The sequence below is a fragment of the Acidobacteriota bacterium genome (genome assembly GCA_026393755.1).
Taxonomy (GTDB): Bacteria; Acidobacteriota; Vicinamibacteria; order Vicinamibacterales; family JAKQTR01; genus JBAXOX01.
This window is the reverse complement of the sequence record JAPKZO010000040.1, coordinates 14,382-29,181: the sequence shown is the minus strand read 5'-3', so window position 1 is coordinate 29,181 and position 14,800 is coordinate 14,382. Positions and strand designations below refer to the sequence as shown.

Below are 14,800 nucleotides of genomic sequence, written 5' to 3'. Positions count from 1 at the left end.
TTCAGGGCCTCGCCGATGGCGCTGTTCAGCGATACCGTGATCGCCGACGCGCCTGCGCTGCCAGCCGGGATCTTAGCACCTCGTCGCTCTCGCCTCTGCCGTCGCGGACCGTCGCCCTGAGCTGTTCCTCGACGTTGCTGAAGTTCTGAGCGGTCGGCGTGATCTCATCCGCCGCCACGACGCAGCCGCCGGCGTCGAGCACGTAGTGATGAAACAGCGTTCCACGCGGCACTTCGGTCGCCGCCGTGCCCTCGCCGGCGCGGTTCGAAGGCTGGCTCGCCGTGAGCGAGCTGAACGTCGCGGTACTCGCCATAGGCGAGTCGAATGGTGCGCCCGGAGGGACTCGAACCCCCAACCTGCGGCTTCGAAGGCCGACGCTCTATCCAGATGAGCTACGGGCGCGATTGACGGCGAAACCAGTGCGTCAGGCACGATTGTAGCACGCCGGTCCCTGGTGAGAGAGGTAACGTCGGCCCCGTAACGTCGGCCCCGCGCCCCGCGGAATCCGCGTCAGATGTGTGATAATACGCCCCATTCATGAAAGGTGCGGTCATCGTTGTGGCGTCTGGTCTCGTCAGCGTGACGACTGACACGCCGGCGTCGCCGCGAGGAGGGCATACAGATGTTCAGTAGAGCACGCATCAGCTATCGGGCCCTCGTCTGTCTGGTCGGAATCGGGCTGCCAGTGCTTGATCAGGCGTCACTCGTCGCCAGACAGCCGAAGATGAAGCCGGAGGAACTGGTCGCCAGGCATCTGGATTCAATCGGCACGCCGGAAGCGCGCGCAGCTGTCAAGAACCGCGTCATGACGGGGACGGGACAGGTCATCATCCGCCTGCCGACCCAGGGCGTGATACGCGGTCCGGCCGACCTGGTGTCCGATGCAAGGCGCATTCGACTCTCCATGATCTTCGACGGGATTGAATACCCGTCTGAGCAGTTCGCCCTCGACGGCAACAAGGTCGTCGTGTCCCAGGTGCGGCCGGGCGTCCGGCTCAATGTGCCGGCCTTCGTCTATCAGTACGATGTGCTGCTGAAGGAAGGGTTGATCGGCGGCACCATGACCGCAGCGTGGTGCCTGCTTGACGTCGCGGGACGGCAGCCAAAGCTCGAGTATGCCGGTATGAGGACGGTGGAGGGAAGGCCGCTGCATGAGCTCAAGTACCGGGCGAAGAAAGGCGCCGGCGAAGTGACGGTCGCGCTGCACTTTGACCCGGACACGTTCCGCCACGTGCACTCCGGATACCGATTGGTGCTGCCGGGCCTGATGGGAGCCACCGCGGCAGAATCTCCGTCGCGGTCTGACACGATCTACCACATCGACGAAACGTTCGGCGACTTCAAGACCGTTGATGCTGTGACCTTGCCTCACAGCTGGAAGCTCACGTATTCGAGAGAGGGTGTGGGCGCGACGGTGCTGTGCGAGGACAACCTGACCGTGACCGACGTCCGGCACAATCAGGCCCTCGACGCGAAGGCGTTTGAGATCAAGTAGGCGGGTCGTGCCGCGGGAATTGATGGCCTGCCCGGCCGTAGCGCCCCAGTCACGGTGGCACGCCGGAGTGGACCGCGAAGCTACGGCGCGACGATGTGCAGGGTCGGAAAGTAAGTGCGGTATCGCCTGGGATCCCGTGTGAGCAGTGTCATCTGCTGAATGGCGGCGTGGGCGCCGATGTAGAAGTCCGGCATTGGCGATCGCCTCGCCCCCCCTCGACGCCGGTACTTCACGAAGCACTGCCCGGCCAGAAACGCCGCTTCCCACGGCAGCGCGAGCCGTTGATAGTAGTCAGACGGCAGCGCCTCTTCCAAGTCCTCGATTCGCGCGAATCGTGCGGCCACCTCGGCGTACACGATGGGGTTGATGGCGAGCCTCGAGACATTCGCCGCCCTGCCCAGCGCCGTCGCCGACCAGTCCATCCACTCGTCGTGCTCCGTAATCACGTCGAGCAGGACATTACTGTCGACGAGCGTCGTCGCCACGTCATTCACCCCGGGTGAGGGCGAGAATCTGATCGGTGGAGAGGCGCGGTCCCGATGCCCGCCGGCCCACGGCCCGCATATGGGCAACCAGGACGTCGCCTCGGGTCTGTTCCTCTGCGCGACGGATCCGAACGCCGCCGCCGACGACATCGAAGACGACGCGCGTGCCCGGGAGAAGGCCGAGGCGATCACGGATCTCCTGAGGGATCGTGACTTGTCCCTTGGTCGTCAGAGTCATGGTATTACCACTACCAGTAAGAGTAATACCATCGCTCTTCGACGTCAATCAGAGAAGCGAACGGCGCGGTGGGCGGCAGCGGATCTTCGTCGCCGATGATGCTGCGGTCATTGCAGAAATCCAGTAGATCCGAGGCGCACGGACCACGCGGCGCGGAAGATCCTGGATTCGTATCGGCCTTGAGGCTGACCCTCAAAAACTGCCCGCCCGGAGTCGTCTCTTCTGTCACAATCGGCGCAGCACACGCCTCCGCGCGTGCCGACGCTGGAGAAGACGATCATGCACCACGGGAATGACAGTCACGACAAGCGCGATCGCACCGAGATCACCCGTCGCGAGATGTTGGAGACGATGGGCAAGGCGGCCGCGGCATCGCTGGTGGCGCTGCCCATCATCGAGAGCGCGGTCGGAGCGGTGGGCCTCGATGCGGCGCCGCTGACGGCCATCGCTGGCGTTGACCGCATCACACTCCTGTCTGGCAAGACATACTTGAACGCCTGGGCTGGTTACGGCGTCCCCCCGCGCCGCGCGCCTCGGCGACCCGCCCCGGGGGCCCCACCTCCGCCACCGCCAGAGCCCCCTGGCCCGGCGCCAACATCAGCCTGGAGCAAGGAGTCGGGGCCAGGCACGGTGACGTTTGCCGACGCCACGTCTCCGGTAACCACCGCCACGTTCTCTGCCCCTGGTGCGTACGTGCTGAAGCTGACGCTGGACAACGGCCAGACGCGTGCCGTCTCGACCCTGGGGGTGAAGGTCGTGCCCGAGCCTGTCATGGTTGGGCTGGCGCCGATTCACACCAAGGGCTACAGGATCGACAGCGCGCTCTGGGGCCAGACAGCCAAGGCCCTGACGGTGAACTGGATCCCGCATTGCATCGCTCAGATCAACCGCACCGATCTGGAGCTCGGTCCGGGCGGCATCGACAACTTCGTTGAAGCGGCCAAGGCGCTGGCCGGACAACCTCACGGCGCCCACAAGGGCTATGTCTTCTCGAACGCATGGGTGCACCAGACGATCGAGGCGATGAGTATCGCGCTCATGATCGATCCGAAGGGCGACACGCAGATCCTCGCGGCGCACGCGAAGATGCGCGCGACGCTGGAGGACTGGATCCCGAAGATCCTGGCCGCACAGGAGCCTGATGGCTACCTGCAGACGGCATTCACGCTGCGCAACCCGGAGCGCTGGGCGGAACGCTGGTCGGTGCAGGGACGAGGCAATCACGAAGGGTATGTCGCGGGCTACTTCCTGGAGTCGGCGATCAATCACTACCTGATGACCAACGGCGCCGACCGGCGGCTGTACAACGCGGCCAGGAAGCTCGCCGACTGCTGGTACGACAACCTCGGGCCGGCTCCGAAGAAGGCGTGGTTCGACGGCCACCAGGAGATGGAACAGGCCCTCGGGCGCTTCGGCCGGTTCGTCAACGAGACGGAGGGAGGCGGCAAAGGCGACCGGTACATCCGCCTCGCCAGGTTCCTGCTCGACGGCCGGAAGGGCGGCACCGAGTACGACCAGAGCCATCTCCCCGTCGTCCAGCAATACGAGGCCGTCGGACATGCGGTCCGCGCCGTCTACACTTACTCCGGCATGACCGACATCGTGCTCGACACGCGCGACGTCGACTACCAGAGCGCCGTCCTGTCGATCTGGGACAACGTCGTGAACCGGAAATACTACGTCACCGGCGGGGTGGGAAGCGGTGAAACCGCGGAAGGATTCGGCCCCGACTACTCGCTGCGCAACGCGGCGTATTGCGAATCCTGCTCCAGTTGCGGCGAGATCTTCTTCCAGTGGAAGATGAACCTGGCGTACGGCGACGCGAAGTTCGCCGACCTCTACGAAGAGACGATGTACAACGCCCTGCTCGGATCGATTGACCTCGAGGGCCGCAATTTCTACTACGACAACCCGCTTGATGCGAACGAGCCGCGCGCCCCGTGGCACGTGTGCCCGTGCTGCGTCGGCAACATCGCCAGGACGCTGCTCATGCTGCCCACGTGGATGTATGCACGGGGGGCAGACAGTATCTACGTCAACTTATTCGCCGGAAGCACTGTGACGGTGGAGAATGTGGCCGGCACCGATGTCCAGATTGTGCAGACCACCAACTATCCGTGGAAGGGCCGCGTCTCCATCGCGGTCAATCCCAAGCGGCCGAGCCGATTCGGCCTCAGGATCCGCGTGCCGAGCCGCAACGTAAGTGAACTGTACGCGCGGACACCACCCGCCAATGGCATCGGACCGATCTCGGTCAACGGGTCGGTCGTCAAGCCGGTCATTGAGAAGGGCTACGCGGTGATTACCCGCGCCTGGAAGGCCGGCGACGTCGTTGAGTTTGTGTTGCCGCTGACGGTGCAGCGCGTGCGGGCCAGCGATCGAATCGCAGCGACCAGGGGAAAAGTGGCGCTGCAGTACGGCCCGCTCATCTACAACATCGAGAAAGTCGATCAGGACATCACGCAGGCGCTCGCGCCCGGCACGCCGTTGACGCCGGAGTGGAGGCCGGATCTGCTGGGCGGGGTCATGACGATCAAGGGAACGTTTGCCGATGGGAGCCGGCTGATGGCGATTCCCAACTTCGCGCGCTACAACCGCAATCCGGCCGTGGTCGCGACAGCCGCGCCGGCTCCGGCGGCGCCTGGGGTGCGGCCGCCACCGCCGCCGCCAGCCACGTCCATCATCTGGATGAAGGAGCAGTAGACGGAGGGCCCCCCGCGAACTCCAGCGGTCCGGCCGCGGCGACCTCCGACGACATCGACTATCGGGACGAAGGAGCAGTCGAAGGAGCGGCCTGCTTCGCGTAGATGAGGCGCTCCACGAGGCGGATGTCTGCGAGCGGGCGCTCGTCTGACACGCTCTCGATGGGTCCGCGCTCAACATCCTCGAAGAGAACCGTCCAGCGCCCCGGGTGGGGGTTGACCAGGCAGACCGGGTTAAGGATGTGGAAGTGTCCCTTCCCGCTGCGCATCCGTTCCGCCATCGCCACGACAGCCGCACTTGCGGGTTCGAGGTCTTCGGTGTCGGCCGGGACACTCTCGGCGCCGTGAAGCAGAATCGCGAGGGGCTTCGCCCTGTCCTCGATAGGCTGCCCGTCGAAGAAGACGTACGCCTTTCCCTCGTCTGTGGCCTCGAGCACGATCGCGCGGCGCACCGTGCCGGTAATGGCACACCCGGGTACCGTGGTATGGATGTGCCCCCGCGCGCGAGCGCGGACGATCTGGTCCACCTTCTCCGCCAGGGCGCTGTAGCTCAGTTCGATGAAATCGATGCGGGATGTCATCGCAGTGACCTCGTCCGGCCGCCCGGCGTGTCGACGACAAAATTGCCTCTCAGGCGTGGCGGCGCCTGACCGCGCCCGGGGGCAGCCGGTTGCGCGCGTTGGCCGGGCCGCCCGCCAGGCGTTCCGTTCGGCCGGCGGCGTTGGCGTTCCGGAGGCGGCATGACAACCTCCAAGCCGCGCACCGTGGTAACAAGATCCACGGGCGGTGGGAAAGCGGGCTTCAGGCGTGCGAGAACTCGCGTTCGCATCGGTGAACCGCGAGGACGTCGCTCCGCTCATTGCTGCCTGATCGGCCGGGAACCGCGTCGAACCTCTACCCAGGAACGCGCTGGGCGTGCGGAGATGCGCCGCGGTCGACAACCTCGAATCGGTGTCGAGACTGAAGGCCGCGGCATCAACGTGCTCACTTCTCCAGTCGCTACGGTGCGCGGTAGCGCGATGGCGTGACGATGATCGTGACCCGGGTTCCCGGAGGCAGGTCGAGATACTGGTCGCGGTCCTGCGCGAGGATGACGCCGCTGGCGCCGCCCACCACTGCGCCGATGGCCGCGCCCTTGCCACCACCGGCAATGGCGCCGATGATCGCGCCGAGGGCCGCGCCGACCGCGCCTTGTTGAATCGTCGCGTCAGTGCGGTTCCGATCGGGCACGCCACCGGAGGCGTCGACCCGCAACGTCACACCGCCGCGTGTTTGCACGGATTCGAGGATCGCGTCGAAGTCGAACGTCTCGCCGTCGATGGACTCGATCGCGTCAAAGTCGACCTGCATATCCGCGTTGCGGCCAGGGCCGTACGGGGTGACCCGCGCCACGACACCGTAGACCTTCGAGTACAGATACTCCTCCGGGCTCAGCACGGTCATCGAGAACCGCTGGCCGCTGCGCGAGGTCCGCGTGCTGAGCGAGGTGTCCAGCACGGCGCCGAGCCGCATGCCGTCTGGCACGAAGAACGGCCGTGGTTCGCGCCCGGGGCCGTAGCCGGATTCTGGCGCGTAGACATCCCACCGCGGTTGGTTGGCGACCCTTCGGTAGTAGCTCTGAATGGTCACCGGGCCGCGGAGATCATCACTGTCCAGCCGCCGCGTGACGAGCAAGCCGTTACCGTAGTTCAGCGGCTCGAACGTCACGAGAAAGTCGGTGTTGCGGTTGCCGCTGGTCGAGACCGACAGCCGGTTGCCGACGAACTCGGCGCGTGTCCTCGTCATTCGTCCGTTCTGCCAACGCTCGTTTTGCGTGCGCCCGTCCGCGTCGAACGTCGTGCGAGGACCGCTCGACGAGCTGATCGTGACCGTTCGTCCGTTGCGCTCGATCGCGAGTGTCGTCGGGGGTTGCAGCCGGTTCAGCAGGCTCTGATAGGCGCGGTCGCGCTGAGGCTGCGGCAAGTTGCGAGTGGCCATATCGGCTGTGCGCTGCGCATTGCCACCACGCGTCGATTCGAGTTCGTACGTTCCCGACATCGCGTTGAACGTTGGCTGATTGCGTTGTCGCTGTCTCACTTGTCCCGAGAGACTCATGCTGCCCGCCGTCAGCACGACGAGACCGAGAAGTCCGAGTGTGTATCGTGTCATTTTCATAACCACCACCTTGTGAGTTCGCACCGCCTGGCTTGTCAACAGCCTGCGGTGCAAGTCCGTTGGCACTCGACCGGCGCTGCCTTCCGGCTCCCACCCCTAACTCGGGTGCCGCGTTGGGGCACCCGGGGCGCCTTACCGGTCTCGTCCTTCGGCAGGCTCAGGACGCCATGAGCGCACAATCTCCGCCTTGGTTGTGATGATAGCCAGCCCTGAATCGACGTACTGTCCTGTATTGAACACGACGAGCAGGCATCTTGACTGGACAGGAGCGGTGCAACGGCGGAGGGCTTGCCCAGCCGAAGCATCGCGCTCGCGACGCCGTAGCTCGAAGAGCGAAGGCGCGAGGAGAGCATCGGACCGGAACGATGCGAAGGCTGGTGCGCCCGACAGGATTCGAACCTGTGGCCTACGGCTCCGGAGGCCGTCGCTCTATCCAGCTGAGCTACGGGCGCACGAATCCTCATATTATCACACAGGATTAGTACGCCCGCGACGCTATGCCGAACGGAGAAGCCGTCCCGGGCCGCGCTCCCGCATTCCGTTATAGACTCCAATCCGTGGCCACCTCCGACTTCCACAAGAGCCTGCCAGAGGCGCACGGAACGGTGCCGGTCCCGCTGATCGCCGGCTTCTGGCGCAAGCTCTTCGCCTTCGCGGGCCCGGGGTACCTCGTCGCGGTCGGCTACATGGACCCCGGCAACTGGGCCACCGATCTGGCCGGCGGCGCCCAGTTCGGCTACGCGCTTGTCAGCGTCATCATGCTGTCGAACCTGATGGCGATCCTGCTGCAGTCGCTCGCCGCGCGCCTCGGCATTGCCACCAGCCTCGATCTCGCCCAGGCCTGCCGCACGTACTATTCGAAGCGCGCGTCCATCGTGCTGTGGATCCTGGCGGAGATTGCCATCGCGGCCTGCGACCTCGCAGAAGTGCTCGGAGCCGCCATCGCGCTCAACCTCCTGTTCGGTCTCCCGATGGCGGTTGGTGTCGTGCTCACCTCGCTGGATGTCCTGGTCCTGCTCGTCGTGCAGCAGCACCGGTTCCGCATGCTCGAAGCCGTGGTCGTGACGCTGATTGTCGGCATGGCGGGCGCCTTCGCGATCGAGCTCTGGCTGTCGAAGCCGGACCTCGCCGCCGCGCTGGCCGGAGTGATCCCGACACCGGAGATCCTCCGCAACCCGGGCATGCTGTACATCGCCATCGGCATCCTGGGGGCGACGGTGATGCCGCACAACCTCTACCTGCACTCGTCGATCGTGCAGACCCGCCGGTACGGTGATACGCGAGAGGCCAGGTCAGAGGCGATTCGGTTCGCCACCATCGACGCGACGCTTGCGCTGACGACGGCACTCTTTATCAACGCGGCGATTCTCGTGGTGGCGGCGGCGACGTTCCATGGCACCGCATACGAATCGGTAGCCGACATCGGCGATGCGTACAAGCTGCTTGCGCCGCTGCTCGGCACCTCGGTGGCAAGCACGCTGTTCGCCGTCGCGTTGCTGTTCTCGGGCCAGAATTCGACCATCACCGGCACCCTCGCCGGCCAGATCGTGATGGAGGGCTTCCTCAACATCCGCCTGCGGCCGTGGCTGCGGCGCCTCATCACGCGGCTGATCGCGATCGTCCCGGCGCTCGCCGCGGTCCTCATGTACGGCGACCGAGGTTCTGGCGCGCTGCTCATTCTGAGCCAGGTCATCCTGAGCCTCCAGCTGCCGTTCGCGGTCTTTCCGCTCGTCGCGTTGACGGGCAGCCGAAAGGTGATGGGGCCGCACGTCGCGCCGCGCTGGGTGCGCGCGATCGCCTGGCCGGTCGCCGTGCTGATCGCGGTGCTCAATACCTGGCTGCTCGTGCAGGTGGCCAGCGGCTTGATGAAATAGAGGCTGAGCATGTACAAGCGCATCCTGATCGCGGTGGAGCATTCGGCGGCCGATCGCACGATCGTCGACCACATCCAGCCGCTGGCCCGCCTGTGCGGCGCCAGGCTGCTGCTCGTGCACGTCGCCGACGGGTGGGTGGCCCGCGCGTACGACGATCTGAAGCTGCGCGAGTCGAAGGAAATCGTCGAAGACCGCGCGTACCTCGAGTCGTTGCGAGCAGAGCTGGCCGCCGCCGGATTCACTGTTGACGTGATGCTGGCGATGGGCGATCCCGCCACCGAACTGGTCCGCATCGCGGAAGCCGAGTCGGTCGACCTGGTCGCGATGGCCACTCACGGGCACCGGTTCCTCAAGGACGTCATCCTCGGCGCCACCGCCGACAAAGTCCGCCACGCGCTGAAGGTGCCTGTGCTGCTGCTGCAAGCCCCGTCCGCCGGAGAGCCCTGAGGCGTCGTCGCGGGGAACCTTTGTGGTTGTTTCGCCGTCTGCTACCTGTAGACAGCGAGGTCCTGCATGGCACGTGTGACAAAATCCCGCGTAATTCTCGGCTCCATCATTATCGGCATCATCGTGATCCTGGGGGGCGCATGGATGGCGCTTCGCGGGGCGTCACCCGCGATCGACGCCGGCCGCATTGTCGCCGTCGAGCGCGGCGACCTCGCGAAGTCGGTGGTGGCGACCGGTCGCATCGAACCGATTGCGAAGGTCGAGATCAAGTCGAAGGCCAATGGGATCGTCAAGGAACTGAAAGTGGATGTCGGGGCGAAGGTGAAAGTGGGGCAGGTCCTGGTCGAACTCGACCGGGACAACCTCGCCGCCAGGCTGCGAGAGGCGCAGGCCGCCCTTGGCGGCGCCCAGGCCAACCTGACGGCCGCCGGCGCCGAACTCGAGAAGAACAAGGTGGAAGCCGAAGGCCCCGACGTACCCTTTGCACGCCGCAACGTCGAGCGGGCCGACCGGCTGTTCAAGGACGCGCTGATTTCCCGGCAGCAGGTCGAGGATGCGCAAAGCCTCCTGGATCAGGCCGTCAACCGTCAGCTGGCGGCGCGGACGCAACTCGGCGTCGGCCAGGCTCGCGTCTCCCAGGCTCGCGCAACGGTGGCCGCATCCCAGGCCGCGCTCGAACGAGCGGAAGAGGAATTCAACAACGCGACCATCCGGTCGCCGATTGACGGCATGGTGCTCGCGCGCCCGGTCGAAATCGGCAGCCCGGTGTCCTCAATTCTCAATCTCGGCGCCAACGGCACGCTCGTGATGGTGCTCGGCGACATCAGCCGCGTGTACGTCAAGGGGAACGTCGACGAGGCCGACATCGGCACGGTGCGCATGGGCCAGGCGGCGCGCATCAAGGTGGAGACGTTCCGCGACAAGCAGTTCGAAGGCCGGATCACGCAGATTTCGCCCATGGGCACGGACAAGGACAACGTCATCTCGTTCGAGGTAAAGGTGTCGATCGACAACTCCGCCGGCGAACTGCTGGCCAACATGACGGCCAACGCGGAGATCATCCTCGAGCAGCACAAGAACACGCTCATCGTGCCCGAAGCTGCCGTCGTCTACGACAGCAAGCGCAACGCGTCGGTGGATGTGGTGGCGCCAGGGTCGAAGACGGGCAAAGAGCGACGCCCGATCAAGGTCGGCGTGAGCAACGGCACGAAGACGCAGGTGCTGAGCGGCCTGACGGAAGGCCAGAAGGTCGTTCTGCAGTAGGGGCGCGTCACCCGCCTTCGCGTCAAGCTTCGGCGGACCGCCGCAGCCTTGGCGGAGGTGGTCGCGCCCGGGCATCAGGCCGGCACAATGTTCCTCAACGATCTTCTTGTCCAGACACTCGCGAACCTGCGGGCCAACAAGCTCCGCAGCTTCCTGACGATGTTCGGCATCGTCTGGGGCGTGATCTCGATCCTCATTCTGTCGGCGGTGGGCGAGGGATTCGCCCGCGGCAACCAGCACGTCCTCGAGGAACTCGGCAAGAACATCGTCATCATCAGGAACGGCCGCACGAGCCTGCAGGCGGGAGGAGAACGCGCGGGTCGGATCGTGCGCCTCACGATCGACGATGTGTATGCGCTGCAGCGGGAGTCGAAACTGCTCGATGCGATGAGCCCCGAGCTGATGCGCGGCGGCCTGAAGGCGAAGAGCGCGTTCAATGCGAGCTCCGTGCAGATTAGCGGCATCTGGCCCGTGTTTCAGTATCTGCGGACGCTCGAAATGGATCGCGGCCGGCCGATCAGTGAGGAAGACTGCCGGCAGGCGAGGCGCGTCGTTGTTCTGGGCTACGACGCGTCCGTGCAGCTGTTCGCGGAGCGCGATCCGGTGGGCAGCCAGATCACACTCAACGCATTGCCCTACACCGTCATCGGCCGTATTCGGAAGAAGCAGCAGGACTCCAACTATACCGGGCAGGACGACCAGCGCCTGTTCATGCCGTACGAGACAGCGCGGAAGGATTTTCCGCTTCCCGGCCAGCTGGACACGCCGGACCATCTGTCGGCCATCATCGCCGGACCCAGGCCCGAAGTCACACTGATGATCCGGGACATCATGGAGCGCGAGAAGAACGCGCGGCTGTTCTTCGGCCTCAATTCGCGCGGGCCGGTGGAGCAGGAGGTCCGCGACATTCTCTCGAAGCGCCACGGGTTCGACACGCAGGATCCCGAGGCCATCAGCTTCTGGAACACCGCGGTCGAGTCGGTGATGTTCGACAAGATGATCGACGGCATGGACCGGTTCTTTCTCGCCGTGAGCATCGTCACGCTGATGCTCGGCGGCATCGGCGTGATGAACATCATGCTGATCGCCGTGCGCGAACGCACGCAGGAGATCGGCGTGCGGAAGGCGCTCGGGGCGACGGGCCGGAGCATCCAGTTGCAGTTCTTCGCCGAGGGCATCCTGCTGACGGGCCTGAGCGGCATCATCGGCTACGTCGTCGGGGCCGGTCTGTGCGCGTTGATCAACCTCGCGCCGATGCCAGAGCGGTTCAGCGGGATGATCATCACGTGGCAGATCAACGTGTTTGCCGTCGGCATGCTGATGCTGATTGGCGTGGCGGCATCGACCTATCCCGCACGCCGGGCCGCGCTGCTGCCGCCGATCGACGCACTGAGATATGAGGCGTGATGCTGCTGAAAGAGATCCTCTCCCAGGCGTGGCATTCGCTGGTGGCTCACCGGTTCCGGGCCGGTTTGACGATGCTCGGCATTGCGTGGGGCATTGTCACCGTGACATCGCTGATGGCATACGGCAATGGCTTTCACAACGCGCTCATCTTCGGGTTCAGCAACGCCTTCACCACCGGCGTCGCCGTCATCTGGCCGGGCCAGACCAGCATGCAGGCGGGTGGCGAGCGAGCCGGCAAGCGGGTGTTCCTGAAGTTCGAAGATGTCGAGCCCATCCGCCAGCTGGGCCTCGTCAAAGCCGTCAGTCCCGAGATCTACGAATCGCTGCCGCTGAGTTATGGCAATCGGCAGACCACCGCGGGCGTGCGCGGCGTGGCGCCCGAGTACGGCGACATGCGTCACGAGGTGCCGTCCGACGGTCGCTTTATCAACGCCGAAGATGTGGAGCGGCGGCGCCGTGTGGCGTTTCTGGGAACCGACGTCGCAGAGAAGCTGTTTGGCAACAGCCCTGGCGTCGGCGAGACGATCAGGATCCGGGGGGTCTCGTTCGAAGTGATTGGCGTGCTCGCCGACAAGGCGCAGCTCTCGAACTATTTCTATCCGGACAAGCTCAGCGTCTTCATTCCGTTTTCATCGACCGAGCAGCTCTTCCACCAGGACTACCTCGACACGATTGTCGTGCAGACCATCGCGCCCGATTTTCACGAGGCGGCAATGCGGCAGGTGCGTGGCGTGCTGGCCGAGCGGCATCGCTTCGACGCCCGCGACGAGCGTGCGCTGCAGATCAACGACAGCGCAGAGGCGCGGCAGATGGTCGGCGCCATGGCGACCGGCCTCAAGATCATCCTCGTGTTCATCGGTTCGCTCACGCTGATGATTGGCGGCGTCGGCGTGATGAACATCATGCTCGTGTCGGTCACCGAGCGCACGCGCGAGATCGGCCTGCGCAAGGCGCTGGGCGCCAGACGCCGGCACGTGCTGCTGCAGTTCCTGGCCGAGTCCCTCGTCATCACGGGGTTCGGTGGCGTGGCGGGCGTCCTTCTCACCGTGATCGTGGTCAACGTCGCCGGGGTGCAGCCGTTCCTGGCTGATCTGATCGGTGACCCGTCGCGCGGCACCGACATCCACCTCGTGCTGACACCAGACGTGCTGATTACCACGACCCTGATCCTGATGGTCACCGGCATCCTTGCCGGGCTGTGGCCCGCGTTCCGCGCGTCCCGCCTCGACCCGATCGAATCCCTGCGCTACGAGTAGGAGGAGCCTGACCCCATTTCTCGCTTTGTGCCACGGAGTCTTCTGTAGCAGGATCGTCCGGGTGAAACCAGAAGTCCGCTCCCGCGTTGTCGCCGCCGCGGCGCCAATCGCCGTTGGTCTCGTCGTGCTGGCCTTGCCCGTGCCAGCCGGCTTGACGCCCGGTGCGTGGCGCTACTTCGCGCTGTTCGCAGCCGTCGTCGCGGGATTGATGGCCGAACCCCTGCCCGCAGCCGCGATCGGGTTCATCGGGGTCGGGCTGGCGGCCCTGTCACGACTGGTGGTCGCCGATCCCGCCGACTCACTCAAATTTGCCCTCAGCGGATTCTCGAACGGGACCGTCTGGCTCGTGTTCGCCGCCTTCATGATCGCCCAGGGATACGAGAAGACCGGCCTCGGCCGCCGGCTGGCCCTGCTGCTGGTTCGACGACTGGGCGGGCGCACGATCGGGCTTGGGTACGCCGTGGCCCTGGCCGACCTGGTGATTGGGCCGTTCATGCCGTCCAACACCGCTCGCAGCGCGGGCACGATCTTTCCGATTGCGCGCAACATTCCTGCCCTCTATGGCTCCGAACCGGGCCCGACCGCCAGGCGCATCGGCGGTTACGTAATGTGGACGGCATTCGCCGCGACGGCCGTCACGTGTTCAGTGTTTGCCACCGCCCTGGCGCCCAACCTGCTCGCCATCGAACTGGTCGCCAGGACGACGGGCATTCACCTGTCGATCGGTGAATGGTTCCTGGGCGCCTGGCCGGTTGGACTCGTGCTGATGGCCACGCTGCCGCTGCTCGTCTATGTCATCTATCCGCCCGAGGTAAAGAGCAGCCCGGAGGTGCCGATCTGGGCAAACCGTGAGCTCGAAAAGATCGGCCCCGTGTCGCGTGACGAATGGCTGATGGCCGCACTGGCGATCGTGGCGGTCATCGTCTGGACGCTGGCGGCCGACTATGTTGATCCGTCAACCACCGCGCTGCTCGTCGTCAGCGTGATGCTGATGACCGGGTTGATTTCGTGGCAGGACATCGTATCGAACTGGCGGGCCTGGAACGTGTTCATGCTGCTCGCCACGCTGGTCGCGCTGTCGGACGGTCTGGCCAGAGTCGGCTTCATTCCGTGGTTTGCGAAAGGCATCGCGGGATATCTGGGACAGTTCAGTCCTGCGGTGGCCACGATCGGCCTGGTGGTGGCGTTCTTCCTGAGCCACTACATGTTCGCCAGCCTCACCGCCCACACCGTGGCGGTGTTGCCGGTTGTGCTGGCGGCGGGCGCCGCCGTGCCGGGCGTGCCGGTGCGGACGCTCGCGCTGCTGCTGTGTTACAGCCTCGGTCTGATGGGCGTGATTACGCCCTACGCGACTGGCCCGGCGCCGGTCTATTACGGAAGCGGATTCCTGCCGCGTCTCGACTTCTGGAGACTGGGCTTCATCTTCGGGATGTGGTTTCTCGCCGTGCTGCTGCTGGTCGGCTATCCGTTGCTGTAAGC

General features: G+C 65.3%; 13 protein-coding genes and 2 tRNA genes. 8 read left to right on the top strand and 7 right to left on the bottom strand.

The genetic code is table 11. From position 1 onward, the window contains the following. Nucleotides 1-25: 25 nt before the first annotated feature. On the bottom strand, nt 26-313 hold the full coding sequence (locus NTV05_17300) for a hypothetical protein (protein MCX6546152.1): 288 nt from the start codon (nt 311-313) through the stop codon (nt 26-28). A 12-nt stretch (nt 314-325) separates the two neighbouring features. Then, nucleotides 326-402, bottom strand: a tRNA-Arg gene (locus NTV05_17295). A gap of 220 nt (nt 403-622) precedes the next feature. Between NTV05_17295 and NTV05_17290 the strand changes: the two genes are divergently transcribed. Further along, nucleotides 623-1,495: a hypothetical protein gene (locus NTV05_17290; protein MCX6546151.1), complete on the top strand. Its 873-nt coding sequence runs from the start codon at nt 623-625 to the stop codon at nt 1,493-1,495. An 80-nt stretch (nt 1,496-1,575) separates the two neighbouring features. Here NTV05_17290 and NTV05_17285 read toward each other — a convergent pair whose 3' ends face one another. Together NTV05_17285 and NTV05_17280 are read right to left on the bottom strand one after the other, a co-directional pair. Beyond that, a complete protein-coding gene (locus NTV05_17285; protein ID MCX6546150.1) occupies nt 1,576-1,980 on the bottom strand; it encodes a type II toxin-antitoxin system VapC family toxin in 405 nt (134 codons plus the stop codon). A gap of 1 nt (nt 1,981) precedes the next feature. Then, nucleotides 1,982-2,218: an AbrB/MazE/SpoVT family DNA-binding domain-containing protein gene (locus NTV05_17280; GenBank protein MCX6546149.1), complete on the bottom strand. Its 237-nt coding sequence runs from the start codon at nt 2,216-2,218 to the stop codon at nt 1,982-1,984. A gap of 279 nt (nt 2,219-2,497) precedes the next feature. On the opposite strand from NTV05_17280, the gene NTV05_17275 reads away from it, so the two are divergent. Beyond that, a complete protein-coding gene (locus NTV05_17275; GenBank protein ID MCX6546148.1) occupies nt 2,498-4,921 on the top strand; it encodes a glycoside hydrolase family 127 protein in 2,424 nt (807 codons plus the stop codon). Nucleotides 4,922-4,979: 58 nt separating this feature from the next. On the opposite strand, the gene NTV05_17270 is transcribed toward NTV05_17275, so the two are convergent. From NTV05_17270 to NTV05_17260, 3 genes are all read right to left on the bottom strand, one after another. After that, the gene (locus tag NTV05_17270) at nt 4,980-5,501 is read right to left on the bottom strand and encodes a hypothetical protein (protein ID MCX6546147.1); all 522 of its coding nucleotides are present in this window, start codon (nt 5,499-5,501) and stop codon (nt 4,980-4,982) included. A gap of 418 nt (nt 5,502-5,919) precedes the next feature. After that, nucleotides 5,920-7,074 (bottom strand): glycine zipper domain-containing protein, encoded by a 1,155-nt coding sequence (locus NTV05_17265; GenBank protein ID MCX6546146.1) that lies wholly within the window; start codon nt 7,072-7,074, stop codon nt 5,920-5,922. A gap of 375 nt (nt 7,075-7,449) precedes the next feature. Further along, nucleotides 7,450-7,526, bottom strand: a tRNA-Arg gene (locus NTV05_17260). Nucleotides 7,527-7,631: 105 nt separating this feature from the next. Here NTV05_17260 and NTV05_17255 point away from each other — a divergent pair. The 6 genes from NTV05_17255 (at nt 7,632) to NTV05_17230 (ending at nt 14,798) form a co-directional block, all read left to right on the top strand. Continuing rightward, complete coding sequence (locus NTV05_17255; GenBank protein ID MCX6546145.1) at nt 7,632-8,948, top strand: Nramp family divalent metal transporter; 1,317 nt, start codon at nt 7,632-7,634, stop codon at nt 8,946-8,948. Nucleotides 8,949-8,957: 9 nt separating this feature from the next. Further along, on the top strand, nt 8,958-9,395 hold the full coding sequence (locus NTV05_17250) for a universal stress protein (GenBank protein MCX6546144.1): 438 nt from the start codon (nt 8,958-8,960) through the stop codon (nt 9,393-9,395). A gap of 66 nt (nt 9,396-9,461) precedes the next feature. Next, nucleotides 9,462-10,658 (top strand): efflux RND transporter periplasmic adaptor subunit, encoded by a 1,197-nt coding sequence (locus tag NTV05_17245; GenBank protein ID MCX6546143.1) that lies wholly within the window; start codon nt 9,462-9,464, stop codon nt 10,656-10,658. An 87-nt stretch (nt 10,659-10,745) separates the two neighbouring features. Further along, nucleotides 10,746-12,065: an ABC transporter permease gene (locus NTV05_17240; protein ID MCX6546142.1), complete on the top strand. Its 1,320-nt coding sequence runs from the start codon at nt 10,746-10,748 to the stop codon at nt 12,063-12,065. Beyond that, the gene (locus NTV05_17235; GenBank protein MCX6546141.1) at nt 12,065-13,321 is read left to right on the top strand and encodes an ABC transporter permease; all 1,257 of its coding nucleotides are present in this window, start codon (nt 12,065-12,067) and stop codon (nt 13,319-13,321) included. Before NTV05_17240 ends, NTV05_17235 begins: the two co-directional genes overlap by 1 nt. A gap of 61 nt (nt 13,322-13,382) precedes the next feature. Further along, on the top strand, nt 13,383-14,798 hold the full coding sequence (locus NTV05_17230) for a DASS family sodium-coupled anion symporter (protein MCX6546140.1): 1,416 nt from the start codon (nt 13,383-13,385) through the stop codon (nt 14,796-14,798). The last annotated feature ends 2 nt before the right edge of the window (nt 14,799-14,800 follow it).